Source organism: Pseudomonas sp. SLBN-26, assembly GCF_006715895.1.
In the GTDB taxonomy this organism is placed as follows: Bacteria; Pseudomonadota; Gammaproteobacteria; order Pseudomonadales; family Pseudomonadaceae; genus Metapseudomonas; species Metapseudomonas otitidis.
Map to the genome: position 1 here is coordinate 2,495,377 of NZ_VFOB01000001.1, position 16,651 is coordinate 2,512,027.

Consider the following 16,651-nt stretch of genomic DNA (forward strand, 5'->3'; position numbering starts at 1 on the left):
AAGCGCGCCTGCGGGCCATGGACGAGACGCAGCTGCTGGCCAGCTGCGCAGGCTCCGCCGAGACGCCCTACCTGCAGACGATCCGCCTCGCGCCCCATGGGCTCGGGGTGATCGGTCGTTGCACCTGCCCGGTCGGCCTGAACTGCAAGCACTGCGTCGCCGCCATCCTCCAGCTGCTGTCCGATGGCCCACCGGCCGCACGGCCGGAGCCCGTCACCCCGGCACCGGCGCGCGCACCCCGGTTGCTGAAAGACATCCCGCCACGTCCGCACCTGGCCCTGGGCAGCCTGGCCCAGAGCCTCTATGACCTGCGCAGCGGCCGGATGGTGGGCAACCAGCAGCACCGCGCCGGGCTGGCCTTCGACTATGCAGGGGCGCTGGTCCACGGCAAGAACACCCGCGCCAACCCGGTCAGGCGCCGGCAGGATGGCGAGCTGGTGGCCATGCAGCGCAATCCCCAGGCCGAGGAAACGCTGCGCGAGCGCCTGCGACAACTGGGCTTCAAGGAGTCCCTGCGGCAGAGCCAAGCCCTGCCGGGGGACCTGCTGGAACTGTTCGAGCTGCCCGACGACGAGGCCTGGCAGCGCTTCGTCCAGCTGCAGCTGCCGCAGTTGCGCGACGAGGGCTGGCTGATCGAGATCCGCCCCGGTTTCCACTTCGACCTCACCCCGGTGGATGGCTGGTATGCCGAGGTGGACGAGCAACCGGGCCAGCAGTGGTTCGACCTGGAGCTGGGCATCCTCGTGGAAGGGCAGCGCATCAGCCTGCTGCCGGTGTTGCTCAAGCTGATCCGGGACAACCCCAAGCTGCTCAGCGCCAAGGTCCTGCAGCGACGCAAGGACGACGACCAGTTGCGCCTCCAGCTCGATACGCTGAGCAGCGAGACCGGGCGGCCCCTGCAGGTCGCCCTCCCCTACGGCCGCCTCAAGCCCCTGCTCGGCACGCTGGGCGAGCTGTTCCTGCGGGATCGCGGCGAGGGCCGCAGCCTGCGGCTCGGACTGCCGGACGCTGCACGGCTCGACCAACTGGAGTCCCTCGGCCTGGCCTGGCGAGGCGGCGAACGCCTGCGCACCTTCGCCGAACGCCTGCGGGACAGCCGTCATGGCAGCCACCCCACGCCCAAGGGACTGAAGGCCGAGCTACGCGCCTACCAGCTCCAGGGCCTGGCCTGGCTGCAGACCCTGCGTGAGCTGGACGCCGGCGGCGTGCTGGGCGACGACATGGGCTTGGGCAAGACCCTGCAGACCCTGGCGCACATCCTCACCGAGAAGGAGGCCGGCCGGCTGGACCGTCCCGCCCTGGTGGTGATGCCCACCAGCCTGGTGCCGAACTGGCAGGACGAGGCCGCGCGCTTCGCCCCGGACCTGAAGGTCCTGGCGCTGCATGGCCCCAACCGGCACAAGGACTTCGAGCACCTGGCCGACCACGACCTGCTGCTCACCACCTACGCCCTGCTGCCCCGCGACCTGCCGCAATGGAAGGAGCAGCCGCTGCACCTGCTGGTACTGGACGAGGCGCAGAACATCAAGACCGCCACCAGCAAGGCCGCCCAGGCCGTGCGCCAGCTGCAGGCCCGCCAGCGCCTGTGCCTGTCGGGCACGCCGCTGGAAAACCACCTGGGCGAACTGTGGTCGCTGTTCCACTTCCTGATGCCCGGCTGGCTGGGCGATGCCAAGCAGTTCGCCCGCGACTACCGCACCCCCATCGAGAAGCACGCCGACAACGAACGCCTGGCCCACCTGAACGGTCGCATCCGCCCCTTCATGCTGCGGCGCACCAAGGAGTCGGTGGCGACCGAACTGCCGGCCAAGACCGAGATGATCCACTGGGTGGAACTGAGCGAGGCCCAGCGCGACCTCTATGAGACCGTGCGCCTGGCGATGGACCAGAAGGTGCGTTCGGAAATCGAGCACAAGGGCATGGCCCGCAGCCAGATGGTGATCCTCGAAGCCCTGCTCAAGCTGCGCCAGACCTGCTGCGACCTGCGTCTGGTGGAACCGGAGCGTGAGGTACGCGGCAGCACCTCGGGCAAGCTGGACAGCCTGATGGAGATGCTCGAGGAGCTGTTCATGGAAGGCCGGCGAGTGCTGCTGTTCTCCCAGTTCACCAGCATGCTGGAGCTGATCGAGGGCGAATTGCAGACGCGCCAGATCGACTACCTGCTGCTGACCGGCGAGACCCGCGACCGGCGCACGCCGGTGGAGCGCTTCCAGGCCGGCGAGGTGCCGCTGTTCCTCATCAGCCTCAAGGCCGGTGGCACCGGGCTGAACCTGACCCAGGCCGACACGGTGATCCACTTCGACCCCTGGTGGAATCCGGCAGCCGAACGCCAGGCCACCGACCGCGCCTACCGCATTGGCCAGGACAAGCCGGTGTTCGTCTACAAGCTGATCGCCCGGGGCACGGTGGAAGAGAAGATCCAGCAGTTGCAGCAGCGCAAGGCCGACCTGGCGCAAAGCGTGCTGAGCGCGCCGGCCGGCAGCGACTGGCACCTGCGCGAGGAAGACATCGACGCGCTGTTCGCGCCCCTCCCCCACGCCTGACCCGGGCTACCGCCCGGGCCAGGCACCGGTCACGCCTTCAGCAGGATGGACAGGGTTTCGCGCACCTTGCCGATACCCGCCGCGAGCGCGGCCTCGATCTCGGCCATGGTGATGATGCTGGTGGACTTGCCGGCTGCCGGATTGACCACCAGGGAGAGGGCGGCATAGGGCAGGTTCAGCTCGCGCGCGAGGGCGGCTTCGGGCATGCCGGTCATGCCGACGATGTCGCAGCCATCGCGCTCCATGCGGGCGATCTCGGCGACCGTCTCCAGGCGCGGGCCCTGGGTGCAGCCATAGACGCCGTAATCGCTGTGGGCGTGGCCGGCGCGACGCAGGGCATCGAGCAGCTTCTGCCGCAGCGGTTCGTCGTAGGGGTGGCTGAAGTCGATGTGGGTGACGTGGTCCAGCTCGCCCTCGAAGAAGGTGCCGATGCGCCCCTGGGTGTAGTCGATCACCTGATGCGGCACCACCAGTTGCCCGGTGCCCATCCCGGCGGTGATGCCGCCAACGGCATTGACGGCGATGACCGCCTCGGCCCCGGCATGCTTCAGCGCCCAGAGGTTGGCGCGGTAGTTGACCTGGTGCGGCGGAATGCGGTGCGGGTGGCCGTGACGGGCGAGGAAGAGCACCTCACGACCGGCGTACTCGCCCTGCACGATCCCTGCGGACGGCGCGCCGTAGGGTGTCTCGGGGTTGAGCAGGGCCTTCATGCTGAGGCCGTCCAGTTGGGTCAGGCCGGTACCACCGATAATCGCGTAAACGGTCATGTCGCTTCCTTCAGTCGATCAGCTGGGCTTCGCGCAGGGCACCCACAGCGGCCTGCCAGCGCGGGTCTTGACAGTATTCGGTGCCCGGGAAGGCACGACGGCGCATGCGGGCCAGTTGCGGGGACGGGGTCACGCCCAGGCGCTGCAGACGCGACAGGGCCAGCTCGGCGGCAGCGCGGTCGTTGCACACCAGGCCCATGTCGCAGCCTGCGTTCAGCGCGGCCTCGATGCGCTCGGCGGCGTCACCCACCACATGGGCACCGGCCATGGAGAGGTCGTCGCTGAAGATCACCCCGGTGAACTTCAGCTCTCCGCGCAGGATGTCCTGCAGCCAGCGACGCGAGAAACCGGCGGGCTGAGCATCGACCTGGGGATAGATGACGTGGGCGGGCATCATGCCGTCCAGCTCGGACGCCAGGCGGGTGAAGGGCACAAGGTCGGCCGCACGGATCTGCTCCAGGCTGCGCTCATCCGTGGGGATGGCGACGTGGGAGTCGGCTTCCGCCCAGCCGTGACCGGGGAAGTGCTTGCCAGTGGCCGCCATGCCTGCAGCACGCAGGCCTTTGATGAAGGCACCGGCCAGGTCAGTGGCGCGCTGAGGATCGCCCTCGAAGGCACGGCTGCCCACCACGGCGCTGCGCTGGTGATCCAGGTCCAGCACCGGGGCGAAGCTGAGGTCCAGGCCGGCGGCCAGCACTTCGGTCGCCATCAGCCAACCGCATTGCTCGGCCAGGGCCTCGGCGTTGGGCGTATCGGCCAGGGCGCGCATCGCCGGCAGGCGCACGAAGCCGCGACGCAGGCGCTGCACCCGGCCGCCTTCCTGGTCGACGGCGAGGATGAGGTCGGGACGTACGGCGCGGATCGCAGCACACAGGTCACGCACCTGGCGCGGGTCCTCGATATTGCGGGCGAACAGGATCAGGCCGGCCACTTCGGGCTGGCGCAGGATGTGGCGGTCTTCGGCAGTCAGCCAGGTGCCGCCGATGTCCAGCATCAGGGAGCCTTGCATGGGGTTCCTTGTCAGGGGTTGGGCGCCGCCCACTCGGGCTTGGGCGCTTCATCGATGCGCACCGCACAGTGGACGGGTACGCGGGGAAAGAGTTCCAGCAGGTCGGCGTTGCGCATGCGCACGCAGCCGTGGGAGCGCGGGACGCCCATGGGCTCGGTATCCGGCGTGCCGTGGATATAGATGTAGCGGCGCATGCTGTCGACCTTGCCCAGGCGGTTGAAGCCGGGCTCCCGTCCACTCAGCCAGAGGATGCGAGAGAGGATCCAGTCACGCCCGGGGAACTGTTCGTGCAGCGCCTCGGACCAGACCTCACCGGTCCAGCGACGCCCGCGCAAAACGGCGTTCAAGGGAAGATCGGCACCAATCCTGGCCCGCACTTCGTGGAGACCACGGGGTGTGCAGTTGGAACCACTGAGTTCACCGGGGCCATTGAGGGCGGTCGACACGGGATAACTGACCAGCAGGCGTCCAGCAGCGAAGCCGTAGAGGCGCTGATCAGCAATGGAGATATGGAGTAGATCGAGGTCGGACATGGGCGGCTAGCTTAGCTGATCCCGCCGCCCTCGCCCACCGGCTTCAGGCCTTGCCGGCTGCAGGAGCGGGCTTTGCCCTGGGCTTCAGTACGGCCTTGGACAGGGCCTCGTCGGCCAGGCCCGTTTCTGCGCGCATGCCTGCCGCGAGGAACGGGACCATCAGGCGCATGACCTGTTCGATGGAGGTATTCACACCGAAGTCGGTCTCGGCCATGGCCCGCAGCGCCTTGATGCCGGACATGCTGAACGCCGCAGCCCCCAGCATGAAGTGGACACGCCAGAAGATCTCAAGAGGCGGCAACCGGGGCGCCGCCTCGTTGACCAGCAGCATGTAGCGACGGAACACCTTGCCATACACCTCTTCGAGGTACTTGCGCAGGTGACCCTGGCTCTGACTGAAGGCAAGCCCGAGCAAGCGCATGAATATGGAAAGGTCGTTGCCACTGCGAGGCTTTACCGCCAGCGCCTGCTCCACGAGCATCACCAGCAGCTCCTCCAGAGAGGGCGGCGTTTCAGACTTGCCTTGGCGCTTGTCGAGCTCACGCTCCAGGCTCTGGCAGAACGGCCCGAGGAAGCGCGAGAAGACCGCCTGGATCAGGGCCTTCTTCGAACCGAAGTGATAATTCACCGCCGCCAGGTTGACCCCGGCCTTGCTGGTGATCAGACGCAAGGAGGTTTCGGCGAAGCCTTTCTCCGCGAACAACTGTTCCGCTGCATCGAGGATGCGTTCGACGGTTTCCGACTGAGCCATGGTTCCCCCACCTGACAAACACTTGTTTGAAACATACGTTTCAGACCCTGCCTTTGTCAAGTCGCACTCACCACCTTCTGACGCATGGGTCACGCCGGAGGACATCTTACGCAGCCGGGGCGAAACCTCATCCGGCACACCGCCGAATGGCAGGCCGGGTCTTCAGAAAATACTTGTAGGCCCACTCGAGGCACTGTATAAAACACCAGTCACTGTATAAAAAGACAGAGCCCGACATGCTGAAACTGACGCCCCGCCAAGCCGAGATCCTCGCGTTCATCAAGCGCTGCCTGGAAGACAACGGTTATCCGCCGACCCGGGCGGAAATTGCTCAGGAGCTCGGCTTCAAGTCGCCCAACGCCGCTGAGGAACACCTCAAGGCCCTGGCACGCAAGGGCGCCATCGAGATGACCCCGGGCGCTTCCCGCGGCATCCGCATCCCCGGATTCGAGCCGGCAGCCGAGGAAGGTGGACTGCCCGTGATCGGCCGAGTCGCTGCAGGTGCACCTATCCTTGCCCAGCAGAACATCGAGGAATCCTGCCGCATCAACCCCGACTTCTTCCACCCCAAGGCCGACTATTTGCTGCGCGTACGCGGCATGAGCATGAAGGACATCGGAATCTTCGATGGCGACCTCCTGGCCGTCCACTCCACTCGCGAGGCCCGCAACGGCCAGGTGGTGGTAGCACGACTGGGCGATGAAGTGACGGTCAAGCGCTTCAAACGCGAAGGCGACAAGGTGTGGCTGATCGCCGAAAACCCCGAATTCTCTCCGATCGAAGTCGACCTGCACGAGCAGGAACTGGTGATCGAAGGCTTGAGCGTCGGCGTCATTCGCCGCTAACAGGAGGCGTCATGCAGTTCTCGCAACCGATCGGCCGCATCCAACTGCCCCTCTTCCACGACGCCATCGTCGCAACACCCCTTCACGACCTGCTGGAGCCCGAGGCTCCCCTGGAAGCGGAAAGCGAGGCCTTCAGCGAACTCTCATTGCGAGGCAGCCCACTCCATTGCCGCCACCTGCTGGCCCCGATGCTGAGGGAGCTGAGCGAAGAACAGGACGCCCGCTGGCTCACCCTCATCGGAGCACCCGCCACCCTTAATCAGGCCTGGCTGCGGGATGCGGGACTCAACCGTGAGCGCATCCTCCTGCTCGAACCCCGAGGCGGCAAGGACGCTCTGGAATTGGCATGCGAAGCCCTCCGACTGGGGCGCAGCCACACTGTCGTGAGCTGGCTTTCACTCAGTGCACGGGACAAGGACGCCCTCATCAGGGCCGCACGGGAAGGCAATGCACAGAGCCTGAACATCCACCTTGGATAGCCAGGGCCCTGCTTAATCAAATGGCAATGATCGGCGAGGAGACTATTCGCTTATCAGTGCAAGACGCGGGGCTGGTCATCATGGTCCATCTCGCCTTCGGCGAGCCGGCCGGCCATCTGCACACCCACGTTGAGCATGGCCTTGGCCACTTCCAGGTGATGCCCCTGGAGGAATGCCTTGGCATCAGCGGAGAAGTCCAGCGTCACCAGCGCTTCCTCGTCCTCTGCACGGCGCAGAATAATGCGCCCGTCGGGCAATTCGACTATTTCCAGGAAGGACGTTGTCATCGCTTCATCTCTCCACTAAAGACCGCGCATTGTAACAGCCGTTCGGCTGGGCGCCCTACCCCTTCCGTCACTCAGCACTCCGAGAGACTTTCCCGATAACGAAGCACCAGCGCCTTCAGCTGCTGACGCCAGGACTCCAACTCCTCACGGGACAGGGGTGCTTCCTCCTCATCCAGTACTACCGCCTCGATCAAGGGAAGCGTCGGATCCACCTTGGCCTTGGTGGGTGCCTGAGGCGGCAGGAAGAGCGCCTGATAGGCCCGCTCGAGAGAGCCCAGCCAGCTCTCGGGCTGCTGGAACAGTTCCACCAACTCGGCCAGCTCCGGGCTCGGCGAGGCAGACAGCACCTCTGAGCTCAGGATCGCCACTACATCCGGAGCCCCCGGGTTAGGCATGCGGTAGTAATGGGTGATCTCGTGGCATAGCCCCAGCAAGGCACCGTGAAGGTGGAAAAGCGCAGCCTCCCGCTCCGCCTGGACCTGGGCTTGCGCATTCATCGCACGCCCCTCGTCCGCCTTGCGCCAGTTCTCAAGGCAAAGCCCGGCGAAAAAGAGTTTCTGGTTGGTGCGGGTGTAGGGCTCATGGGCCATGGCACGGACTCCGGATATGCAATCGGCACAAGACCGAAACGAAGAAGGCCGGACCTGTGGTCCGGCCTTGCCAGTATGCGCGCATGGGAGCCATGCGCGCAGCGGGACTCAGCGCTTGTCTTCGACCTTCCACTTGCCGCCGTCGAAGAATGCACGCCAGCCGGTCGGCTTGCCATCCACCTCCGACTGCACGTACTGCTCCTTGGTCTTGCGGCTGAAACGGATGACAGCCGGGCGGCCATCCGGATCTTTTACCGGTGCACTGAGCAGGAAGTGATACTTGGGATCCAGCTCATCCTTGTGCGGAATCAGCTCCAGCACCAGCGGCGCACGGGTCTCGCGATTCTTCGGGAACTGGCTGGCAGCCAGGAAGAGACCCGAGGCACCATCACGCAGCACATAGGTGTCGTCCACCTTCTCGCACTTGAGCTCCGGCATCTTGATCGGGTCGATCTTCGGCGGCGCGGCCTCACCGTTCTTGAGCAGCTTGCGGGTGTTCTTGCAGCTGGAATTGGTGCACCCGAAGAACTTGCCGAAACGGCCGGTCTTCAGCTGCATCTCGCTGCCGCACTTGTCGCACTCAAGGCTCGGGCCTTCGTAGCCCTTGATGCGGTAATGGCCTTGCTCGATCTCGTAGCCCGCGCAATCCGGGTTGTTGCCGCAGATGTGCAGCTTGCGGCTTTCGTCCAGCAGGTAGGCATCCATCGCCGTGGAGCAGATTGGGCAGCGGTGCTTGCCACGCAGCACACGGGATTCGGACTCACCCTCGTCATCCGCGGCGATCTCGTCGCCCGGCACGAGATTGATGGTGGCCTTGCAGCGCTCCTTCGGCGGCAGCGCATAGCCCGAGCATCCCAGGAAGACGCCCGTGGAGGCCGTACGGATCATCATCGGGCGGCCGCACTCACGGCACGGAATGTCGGTCAGGGTCGGCTGGTTGGCACGCATGCCACTGTCGCTGCCTTCGGCCAGCTCCAGCTTCTTGCGGAAATCACCGTAGAACTCGTCCAGCAGGTTCTTCCAGTCGCGCTCGCCCTGGGCGACGTCGTCCAGGTTCTCTTCCATACCGGCGGTGAAGCCGTAGTCCATCAGGTTGGCGAAGCTTTCATTGAGGCGCTCGGTGACGATGTCGCCCATCTTCTCGGAGTAGAAGCGGCGGTTGTGCACCGTCACATAGCCACGCTCCTGGATGGTGGAGATGATCGCCGCGTAGGTGGACGGACGGCCAATGCCACGCTTTTCCAGCTCTTTGACCAGACTGGCCTCGGAGAAGCGCGCCGGCGGCTTGGTGAAGTGCTGGCTGGGGTCGAGCTTGATCAGCTTGAGCGCCTCGCCTTCCTTCATGTCGGGCAGTACGTCGTCCTCGCCCGGCTTGCTCTGCTGCGGCAGCACACGGGTATAGCCGTCGAACTTGAGGATGCGGCCCTTGGCACGCAGCTCGAAGTTGCCCGCCGCCACGCTGACGCTGGTGGACAGGTACTCGGCAGGCGGCATCTGGCAGGCCACGAACTGGCGCCAGATCAGGTCGTACAGACGCTCGGCATCCCGCTCCATGCCGGACAGCTGGGTCGGCTTGAGGTTGACGTCGGACGGGCGGATGGCTTCGTGAGCCTCCTGAGCGCCTTCCTTGCTCGAATAGAAATTCGGCTTGGCCGGCAGGTACTTCTCACCGAACTCGCCCTCAATGAAGCCACGCACCATGGTGATGGCGTCAGCAGAAAGGTTGGTCGAGTCGGTACGCATATAGGTGATGTAGCCCGCCTCGTAGAGACGCTGGGCCATCATCATGGTCTTCTTCACCCCGAAGCCCAGGCGATTGCTCGCGGCCTGCTGCAGAGTGGAGGTGATGAACGGCGCGGAGGGACGGCTGGAAGTGGGCTTGTCCTCGCGTTTCTGCACGCTGTAGCTGGAGGCATTGAGCTTCTCCAACGCGGCCATGGCCTGGGCTTCGTTCAGCGGCTTGAAGGCCGCGCCGTTCTCCTTGGCCACCTCGAAGCGCACATTGGCGCCCTTGGCGGTACCCAGGTCGGCATGGACCTCCCAGTACTCCTCGGGGACGAAGGCGCGGATCTCGCGCTCACGCTCCACCACCAGCTTCACCGCCACCGACTGCACGCGACCGGCGGACAGGCCACGGGCGATCTTCTGCCACAGCAGCGGCGAGACCATGTAGCCCACCACGCGGTCGAGGAAGCGACGCGCCTGCTGGGCGTTGACGCGGTTGATGTCCAGCTCGCCGGGCTGGGAGAAGGCCTCCTGGATGGCCTTCTTGGTGATCTCGTTGAACACCACGCGCTTGTAGCGGCTGTCGTCACCACCGATGGATTCCCGCAGGTGCCAGGCAATGGCTTCCCCTTCGCGGTCCAAGTCGGTTGCGAGGTAGATGGTGTCGGCATCCTTGGCCAGGCGGCGCAGTTCGTCGATCACCTTTTCCTTGCCGGGCAGGATCTCGTACTTGGCCTTCCAGCCGTGCTCGGGGTCAACCCCCATGCGCGCGAACAGCTGGCGCTTGGCCTTCTCCTTCGGCGAGAGGGCCGGCGCTTCGGCTGCTGCGGCCTTGCCGCGCTTGACCGGCTCCTTGGTGGCACTTGCCGAACCGCTGGTGGGCAGGTCACGGATGTGGCCGATGCTCGACTTCACCACGTACTGGTTGCCCAGGTACTTGTTGATGGTCTTGGCCTTGGCCGGGGATTCCACGATGACCAGCGATTTGCCCATGGATCGGAAAGTTCCTGAATTCGAGAGATAGATAAACAAAGGCGGGAGCCGCCCCAGGCGGCACCGCTATATATAGTGGCGAAGGAGACAAGGTCAAGTTCGCCGGGGCCGGCGAGTCGACTCAGCGGCGTGGATAGGGATCCGACTCGGCAGTCACGAGGGAGAAGCGCGCGATCTGTTCGCCTTCCACCGTCACCGTGCCGGTGAACATCTCCAGCGGACGCACCCAGAGCCCATGCTCGCCGTAGAGCGCCTGGTACACCACCAGCTCCTCTTCGCTCTCCGAGTGCCGAGCGGTTCCGATCACGCGGTACTGCTGCCCCTTGTAGTGGCGATAGAGTCCCGGTTGTACGCTCATGTTCCCCTCAGTGCTCGGTCGACGGCTTGCCAAGGTGCGCATGGTGCCCACTCCGACGGGATATGGCCAGCCTTGGTGAGAAATTGGCGGAAACGAAAACCGGGGCACGAGGCCCCGGTCTTGTCCAGCTTCAGGCTCAGACGCGCTCGAAGATGGTGGTGATGCCTTGGCCGAGGCCCACGCACATGGTGGCCACGCCCAGCTTGCCGTCGTTCTGCTTCATCACGTTCAGCAGGGTGCCGGAGATACGCGCACCGGAGCAGCCGAACGGGTGACCCAGGGCGATGGCACCGCCGTGCAGGTTGACCTTCTCTTCCATCTTGTCGAGCACCTTCAGGTCCTTCAGCACGGGCAGGGCCTGGGCAGCGAAGGCTTCGTTGAGCTCGATGAAGTCGATGTCAGCCATGGTCAGGCCGGCACGCTTGAGCGCTTTCTGGGTGGACGGCACCGGGCCGTAGCCCATGATCGCCGGGTCGACGCCCGCGACCGCCATGGCACGAACCACGGCCATGGGCTCGATGCCCAGGTCCTTGGCGCGCTGGGCGCTCATCACGATCATGCAGGACGCACCGTCGGTGATCTGCGACGACGTACCGGCAGTCACGGTACCGCCCTTCGGGTTGAACGCCGGCTTCAGGGAAGCCAGGCCTTCGAGGGTGGTTTCCGGACGGATGGTTTCGTCGAAGTCGAACACTTTCAGGAAGCCATTCTCGTCATAGCCTTCCATCGGGATGATCTCGTCCTTGAACTTGCCTTCCACAGTGGCCTTGTGGGCCAGCTGGTGGGAGCGCACGCCGAACTGGTCCTGGGCCTCGCGGGTGATGCCGTGCATCTTGCCCAGCATCTCGGCGGTCAGGCCCATCATCCCGGATGCCTTGGCGGCGTACAGGGACAGGTGCGGGTTCGGGTCGACGCCGTGCATCATGCCGACGTGGCCCATGTGCTCCACGCCGCCGATGACGAACACATCGCCGTTGCCGGTCTGGATGGCCTGCACGGCAGTGTGCAGGGCGCTCATGGAGGAACCGCACAGGCGGCTGACGGTCTGGCCAGCGCTGGTGTGGGGGATCTGGGTCATCAGCGACGCCATGCGCGCAATGTTCCAGCCCTGTTCCAGGGTCTGGTTCACGCAGCCCCAGATCACGTCTTCCACTTCAGCCGGGTCAACCTTGGGGTTGCGCTCCAGCAGCTTGCTGATCAGGTGGGCCGACATGGTCTCGGCACGGGTGTTGCGGTGCATGCCACCCTTGGAACGACCCATCGGGGTGCGGCCGAAGTCGACAATGACCGCGTCTCTCGGATTCAGGCTCATATTTCTTCTCTCGCTCTGTTCGCTGCGCGATTAACCGAAAAACTTCTGGCCCTTGGCGGCCATCTCACGAAGCTTGGCGGTCGGGTGATACAGGGCGCCCAGGTCGGCATACTTGTCGGCCAGGGCGACGAACTCGGCTACACCGATGGAATCGATGTAACGCAGCGCACCACCACGGAAGGGGGGGAAGCCGATGCCGTAGATCAGGCCCATATCGGCCTCGGCTGCGGTTTCGACGATGCCGTCTTCCAGGCAGCGAACGGTTTCCAGGCACAGCGGGATCATCATGAAGTTGATGATGTCCTCATCGGTCAGCTCGCGCTGTTCCTTGATGATCGGCTTGAGGATCTCGTAGGCCTCGGGGTCCTGGACCTTCTTCGGCTTGCCGCGCTTGTCCATTTCGTAGGCGTAGAAGCCCTTGCCGTTCTTCTGGCCCAGGCGGTTGGCTTCGTACATCACGTCGACGGCGGTCTTGCCCTCGACCGCCATGCGGTCCGGGAAGCCTTCTGCCATCACGTCACGGCCGTGGTGGCCGGTGTCGATGCCGACCACGTCGGACAGGTAGGCCGGGCCCATGGGCCAGCCGAACTTCTCCATGATCTTGTCGATACGGACGAAGTCCACGCCGAACTCCAGCAGCTTGGCGAAGCCACCGAAGTACGGGAACAGCACGCGGTTCACCAGGAAGCCGGGGCAGTCATTCACCACGATGGGGTTCTTGCCCATCTTCTTGGCGTAGGCAACGGTGGTGGCCACTGCCACTTCGCTGGACTTCTCGCCACGGATGACCTCGACCAGCGGCATCATGTGCACCGGGTTGAAGAAGTGCATGCCGACGAAGTTCTCGGGGCGCTTCAGGGCCTGGGCCAGGTAGCTGATGGAGATGGTGGAGGTGTTGGACGCGATGATCGCGTTGTCCTTCACATGACCTTCCACCTCGGCCAGCACGGCGTGCTTGACCTTCGGGTTCTCGACCACAGCCTCGACCACGATGTCGACATGGGCGAAGTCACCGTAGGACATGGTCGGACGGATGGCGTTCAGCGCCTCGGCCATCTTGGCCGGGGTCATGCGGCCTTTCTCGACGCGCTTGCCGAGCAGCTTGGACGCCTCGTTCAAGCCCATCTGGATACCCTCTTCGCGGATATCCTTCATCAGGATCGGAGTGCCCTTGGAAGCGGACTGGTAGGCGATACCGCCACCCATGATGCCGGCGCCGAGTACGGCGGCCAGTTTCACGTCCTGGGCGATCTCGTCGTGCTTCTTGGCCTTCTTCTTCAGTTCCTGGTCGTTCAGGAACAGACCGATCAGGCTCTCGGCAACCGAGGTCTTGGCCAGCTTGACGAAGCCGGCAGCCTCGACTTCCAGCGCCTTGTCACGGCCGAAGTTGGCGGCTTTCTGGATGGTCTTGATCGCTTCGACCGGCGCCGGGTAGTTCGGGCCGGCCTGGCCAGCCACGAAGCCCTTGGCGGTCTCGAAGGCCATCATCTGCTCGATGGCGTTCAGCTTGATCTTTTCCAGCTTGGGCTGGCGCTTGGCCTTGTAGTCCAGCTCGCCGGCGATGGCGCGCTTGACCAGATCCAGGGCACCTTCCTTCAGCTTGGCCGGAGCGACCACGGCGTCGACGGCACCCACTTTCAGGGCGTCGGCGGCCTTGTTCTCCTTGCCGGAGGCGATCCACTCGATGGCGTTGTCCACGCCGATCAGGCGCGGCAGGCGCACGGTGCCGCCGAAGCCCGGGTAGATGCCCAGCTTGACTTCAGGCAGGCCGATCTTGGCGGTTTCGCTCATCACGCGGTAGTCGGCGGAGAGGCACATCTCCAGGCCGCCACCCAGGGCGATGCCGTTGATGGCGACGACGGTGGGTACGGCCAGGTCTTCGAAATCGCTGAAGATCTTGTTGGCTTCGAGGTTGCCGGCCACCAGCTCTTCGTCGGGCAGCTTGAAGTTGTCGACGAACTCGGTGATGTCAGCGCCGACGATGAACACGTCCTTGCCGCTGGTGACGATGACGCCCTTGACCGAAGCGTCTGCCTTGATGGCGTCGACGGCCTGGCGCAGTTCGTTCAGGGTAAGACGGTTGAACTTGTTGACGGACTCACCCTTGAGATCGAACTGCAGTTCGACGATGCCGCCCTCAAGAGCCTTAACCGTGATGGCTTTACCTTCGTAAATCATCAACTGATCTCCACGGTATGGAAGCTGAACAGTACACATCGGAGCCAACCGGCGAACCGGCCCTGGGCTGGGCCCTGGGTCAAGTCCGATTCGGTCCGGCACACCCACCGACGCGATATCGGGTCGTGGTCATTGGAGCGCGCCCACCAGGCAAACGCTCAATTCATACGCCCGTTTGATTTGGGTGCGCACACATTCACGGAAAAGTCCTCCGTTGTCAATTGCGCTTCGTGACCGCCCAGCCACGCCCAAACCGCTCTGTAACCGGCGCTTCAAGCGATGCGGCAGGTTGCCGAAACCACTATGCACGGAGCTTATGTCATTGCATCAGAAAGTCGATGGAAGGCCACTCCAGCAGCTGCCGGAGCACGCTAGCCAAAGGCCAGCCATGAAGAGTAGAGTCCCGTGGCACGGCCGGGACAGGCCGAATAAAAACAACAAACACGCCCCCAGGGGCACACGGAGTAGCACCATGACGAGCCGCACGCTTGCCGTACTGCTAGGCACCCTCCTTTCCTTCTTCTGCCTGGTTTCCCCGAGCCAGGCGGCCGACCCCGGTACCACCCTCCTCAAGCTCCACCAGATGCGCCTGGCCGCCCTGAAAAGCCTGGGCGACTTCTACATGTACAACGGCATGGAAGGTGACCAGCGCTACGCCCGGATGATCGACGAGTCCGTGCAGGAAGCCGATGCACGCATGAAGGAACTCAAGGACATCCAGGGCGACGCCTCGAAGGCCCTGCACACCCAGCTGCAACAGCAGTGGAAGGACTATTCCAGCGAACTCGGCGGCCTGGTCACCGCCCTGCGCACCAAGGGCTTCACCGACCTGCAGCCCGTCGCCGACATGACGGCGCGCAACCAGAAGCTGATCGCACTGGCCGGCGAGCTCTATGACCGCATCCAGCAGGAGAGCAACTTCGTCGTCCCCCCACTGACCCAGCAAAGCCGCCAGCAGAGCCTGCTGATGCAGACCATCGCCGTCGACTACGCCTCACGCAGTGCGTCCGTGGGCGCGTCTTTCTTCGGCGGCGGGGAGGGCAAGGCCATCGACGAACTGGCCAGGGACTTCGCCGGCCAGCTCACCGCGCTGGCACAGCAGCCCAGGAACACCCCGCAGATCAGCCAGGCGCTGACCAGCATCGGCACCAAATGGCGCTACATCGAGCGCTCGCTGCAGAACTACAACGAGAACAGCGTGCCGTTCCTCATCAACAAGTACTCGGACAGCATCATCGAAGGCCTCGAAGGCGTGTCCGCCCAGTACGCCACGGCCCAGCTCTGAGCCGCCCTGCTCGCTGCGCGTCAGTCGATGGCGCGCAGCACCTCGGCGATGCGCTGGAGGTCCTCCGCCGTACCCCGCTCACCCCAGTACAGCGCCACCATCTGCGGCGTGGTCTCGATCTTGTAGACATCGGCAGGCAACCCCGCGAAACACCCGAGCAATACAGGGTCTTCCAACGGCTCGCGCCACTGGTTGACCCACTGCCTGGGTGCCACCTGCCAATAGGCCCATGCCCCCTCGGCCCCACGGCGGCGGGCACGGTGGAATTGCGCGCAGGAAGGCGGCGGCTCCACCGGCAGCCAGTGCGGCCATTCCTGCCGCGCCAACTGCATCGCCAGCCCCATGCGTCGGGCCTGCATGCGCAGGTCCATGCGCCCGCGCTGGCCCTTGGAAGGCAACAGCCAGACCAGCGGACTGAGCACAGCGAGCAGGAGAAACACCACCAACCACAGGGTCATAACTGCATTCCCATGATGAAAATCATGCCGGCACGCCCCCATGGCGGCCATACTTCATGCCAGGTGCAACCTTAAGGAGGAGTCACCCCATGCCCTACCAGCACATCCTGGTCGCCATCGACCTCACCGACGAATGCCACCCCGTCGTGCGCCGCGCGCAGGCCCTGGCTCAAGCCTCCCAGGCCCGGCTGTCCCTGGTGCACATCGTCGAGCCCATGGCCATGGCCTTCGGCGGCGATGTCCCCATGGACCTCTCCATGCTGCAGCAGCAGCAGTTCGAACAGGCCCGTGAGCGCCTCGACGGCTTCGCCGGCCTCTACCCCGAGATCAGCGCCGAGCAGCGCCACCTGACCTACGGCCAGCCCCGCCAGGAGATCCACCGGCTGGCCGAAGAGCAGGGCTGCGACCTGATCGTGGTCGGCAGCCATGGCCGCCACGGCCTGGCCCTGCTGCTGGGCTCCACCGCCAACGATGTCCTCCACGGCGCGCCTTGCGACGTGCTCGCGGTGCGTCTCAACAAATCAGAGAAATAACGCGG

At 64.7% G+C, this 16,651-nt stretch carries 16 protein-coding genes; 5 read left to right on the top strand and 11 right to left on the bottom strand.

Going from position 1 to position 16,651, the window contains the following annotated elements:
• Window positions 1–17: 17 nt before the first annotated feature.
• Window positions 18–2,543, top strand: coding sequence for a DEAD/DEAH box helicase (locus FBY21_RS11385; RefSeq protein ID WP_409563815.1), 2,526 nt, complete (start codon window positions 18–20; stop codon window positions 2,541–2,543).
• Between the two features lie 29 nt (window positions 2,544–2,572).
• On the opposite strand, the gene FBY21_RS11390 is transcribed toward FBY21_RS11385, so the two are convergent.
• The 4 genes from FBY21_RS11390 to FBY21_RS11405 are packed head-to-tail and all read right to left on the bottom strand — an operon-like array spanning window position 2,573 to window position 5,603.
• Window positions 2,573–3,310 (bottom strand): S-methyl-5'-thioinosine phosphorylase, encoded by a 738-nt coding sequence (locus FBY21_RS11390; RefSeq protein WP_074968613.1) that lies wholly within the window; start codon window positions 3,308–3,310, stop codon window positions 2,573–2,575.
• Window positions 3,311–3,320: 10 nt separating this feature from the next.
• Window positions 3,321–4,319 (bottom strand): beta-N-acetylhexosaminidase, encoded by a 999-nt coding sequence (gene nagZ, locus FBY21_RS11395; protein ID WP_142011097.1) that lies wholly within the window; start codon window positions 4,317–4,319, stop codon window positions 3,321–3,323.
• An 11-nt stretch (window positions 4,320–4,330) separates the two neighbouring features.
• Window positions 4,331–4,852: a L,D-transpeptidase gene (locus tag FBY21_RS11400; RefSeq protein ID WP_142011099.1), complete on the bottom strand. Its 522-nt coding sequence runs from the start codon at window positions 4,850–4,852 to the stop codon at window positions 4,331–4,333.
• A gap of 43 nt (window positions 4,853–4,895) precedes the next feature.
• Entirely contained in the window at window positions 4,896–5,603 is a 708-nt protein-coding gene (locus FBY21_RS11405) for a TetR/AcrR family transcriptional regulator (protein ID WP_044405042.1), read from the bottom strand.
• Window positions 5,604–5,839: 236 nt separating this feature from the next.
• Here FBY21_RS11405 and lexA point away from each other — a divergent pair, with 236 nt between their 5' ends.
• Together lexA and sulA are read left to right on the top strand one after the other, a co-directional pair.
• On the top strand, window positions 5,840–6,448 hold the full coding sequence (gene lexA, locus FBY21_RS11410) for a transcriptional repressor LexA (protein WP_044405045.1): 609 nt from the start codon (window positions 5,840–5,842) through the stop codon (window positions 6,446–6,448).
• A gap of 11 nt (window positions 6,449–6,459) precedes the next feature.
• A complete protein-coding gene (sulA, locus tag FBY21_RS11415) occupies window positions 6,460–6,927 on the top strand; it encodes an SOS-induced cell division inhibitor SulA (protein WP_044405049.1) in 468 nt (155 codons plus the stop codon).
• A gap of 53 nt (window positions 6,928–6,980) precedes the next feature.
• On the opposite strand, the gene FBY21_RS11420 is transcribed toward sulA, so the two are convergent.
• The 6 genes from FBY21_RS11420 to fadB form a co-directional block, all read right to left on the bottom strand.
• On the bottom strand, window positions 6,981–7,214 hold the full coding sequence (locus FBY21_RS11420; RefSeq protein WP_044405053.1) for a hypothetical protein: 234 nt from the start codon (window positions 7,212–7,214) through the stop codon (window positions 6,981–6,983).
• A gap of 71 nt (window positions 7,215–7,285) precedes the next feature.
• Window positions 7,286–7,804, bottom strand: coding sequence for a DUF6586 family protein (locus FBY21_RS11425; RefSeq protein ID WP_142011101.1), 519 nt, complete (start codon window positions 7,802–7,804; stop codon window positions 7,286–7,288).
• A 108-nt stretch (window positions 7,805–7,912) separates the two neighbouring features.
• Window positions 7,913–10,522, bottom strand: a complete 2,610-nt coding sequence (gene topA, locus FBY21_RS11430; RefSeq protein WP_142011103.1) for a type I DNA topoisomerase — start codon at window positions 10,520–10,522, stop codon at window positions 7,913–7,915.
• Window positions 10,523–10,643: 121 nt separating this feature from the next.
• Window positions 10,644–10,880, bottom strand: coding sequence for a DUF1653 domain-containing protein (locus FBY21_RS11435; protein WP_044405062.1), 237 nt, complete (start codon window positions 10,878–10,880; stop codon window positions 10,644–10,646).
• 136 nt (window positions 10,881–11,016) lie between these two features.
• Entirely contained in the window at window positions 11,017–12,192 is a 1,176-nt protein-coding gene (gene fadA / locus FBY21_RS11440; RefSeq protein WP_044405065.1) for an acetyl-CoA C-acyltransferase FadA, read from the bottom strand.
• A 30-nt stretch (window positions 12,193–12,222) separates the two neighbouring features.
• Window positions 12,223–14,370, bottom strand: coding sequence for a fatty acid oxidation complex subunit alpha FadB (gene fadB / locus FBY21_RS11445; RefSeq protein WP_044405068.1), 2,148 nt, complete (start codon window positions 14,368–14,370; stop codon window positions 12,223–12,225).
• Window positions 14,371–14,842: 472 nt separating this feature from the next.
• Between fadB and FBY21_RS11450 the strand changes: the two genes are divergently transcribed.
• The gene (locus FBY21_RS11450) at window positions 14,843–15,655 is read left to right on the top strand and encodes a hypothetical protein (RefSeq protein WP_074968597.1); all 813 of its coding nucleotides are present in this window, start codon (window positions 14,843–14,845) and stop codon (window positions 15,653–15,655) included.
• Between the two features lie 20 nt (window positions 15,656–15,675).
• Here FBY21_RS11450 and FBY21_RS11455 read toward each other — a convergent pair whose 3' ends face one another.
• Window positions 15,676–16,113, bottom strand: coding sequence for a hypothetical protein (locus tag FBY21_RS11455; RefSeq protein WP_142011105.1), 438 nt, complete (start codon window positions 16,111–16,113; stop codon window positions 15,676–15,678).
• Window positions 16,114–16,202: 89 nt separating this feature from the next.
• Between FBY21_RS11455 and FBY21_RS11460 the strand changes: the two genes are divergently transcribed.
• Window positions 16,203–16,646 (top strand): universal stress protein, encoded by a 444-nt coding sequence (locus tag FBY21_RS11460; RefSeq protein ID WP_044405078.1) that lies wholly within the window; start codon window positions 16,203–16,205, stop codon window positions 16,644–16,646.
• The last annotated feature ends 5 nt before the right edge of the window (window positions 16,647–16,651 follow it).

Coding starts and splice junctions, on each gene's coding strand:
- FBY21_RS11385 (WP_409563815.1), top strand. CDS start 18: ATGGACGAGACGCAGCTGCTGGCCAGCTGCGCAGGCTCCGCCGAGACG.
- FBY21_RS11390 (WP_074968613.1), bottom strand. CDS start 3,310: ATGACCGTTTACGCGATTATCGGTGGTACCGGCCTGACCCAACTGGAC.
- nagZ (WP_142011097.1), bottom strand. CDS start 4,319: ATGCAAGGCTCCCTGATGCTGGACATCGGCGGCACCTGGCTGACTGCC.
- FBY21_RS11400 (WP_142011099.1), bottom strand. CDS start 4,852: ATGTCCGACCTCGATCTACTCCATATCTCCATTGCTGATCAGCGCCTC.
- FBY21_RS11405 (WP_044405042.1), bottom strand. CDS start 5,603: ATGGCTCAGTCGGAAACCGTCGAACGCATCCTCGATGCAGCGGAACAG.
- lexA (WP_044405045.1), top strand. CDS start 5,840: ATGCTGAAACTGACGCCCCGCCAAGCCGAGATCCTCGCGTTCATCAAG.
- sulA (WP_044405049.1), top strand. CDS start 6,460: ATGCAGTTCTCGCAACCGATCGGCCGCATCCAACTGCCCCTCTTCCAC.
- FBY21_RS11420 (WP_044405053.1), bottom strand. CDS start 7,214: ATGACAACGTCCTTCCTGGAAATAGTCGAATTGCCCGACGGGCGCATT.
- FBY21_RS11425 (WP_142011101.1), bottom strand. CDS start 7,804: ATGGCCCATGAGCCCTACACCCGCACCAACCAGAAACTCTTTTTCGCC.
- topA (WP_142011103.1), bottom strand. CDS start 10,522: ATGGGCAAATCGCTGGTCATCGTGGAATCCCCGGCCAAGGCCAAGACC.
- FBY21_RS11435 (WP_044405062.1), bottom strand. CDS start 10,880: ATGAGCGTACAACCGGGACTCTATCGCCACTACAAGGGGCAGCAGTAC.
- fadA (WP_044405065.1), bottom strand. CDS start 12,192: ATGAGCCTGAATCCGAGAGACGCGGTCATTGTCGACTTCGGCCGCACC.
- fadB (WP_044405068.1), bottom strand. CDS start 14,370: ATGATTTACGAAGGTAAAGCCATCACGGTTAAGGCTCTTGAGGGCGGC.
- FBY21_RS11450 (WP_074968597.1), top strand. CDS start 14,843: ATGACGAGCCGCACGCTTGCCGTACTGCTAGGCACCCTCCTTTCCTTC.
- FBY21_RS11455 (WP_142011105.1), bottom strand. CDS start 16,113: ATGACCCTGTGGTTGGTGGTGTTTCTCCTGCTCGCTGTGCTCAGTCCG.
- FBY21_RS11460 (WP_044405078.1), top strand. CDS start 16,203: ATGCCCTACCAGCACATCCTGGTCGCCATCGACCTCACCGACGAATGC.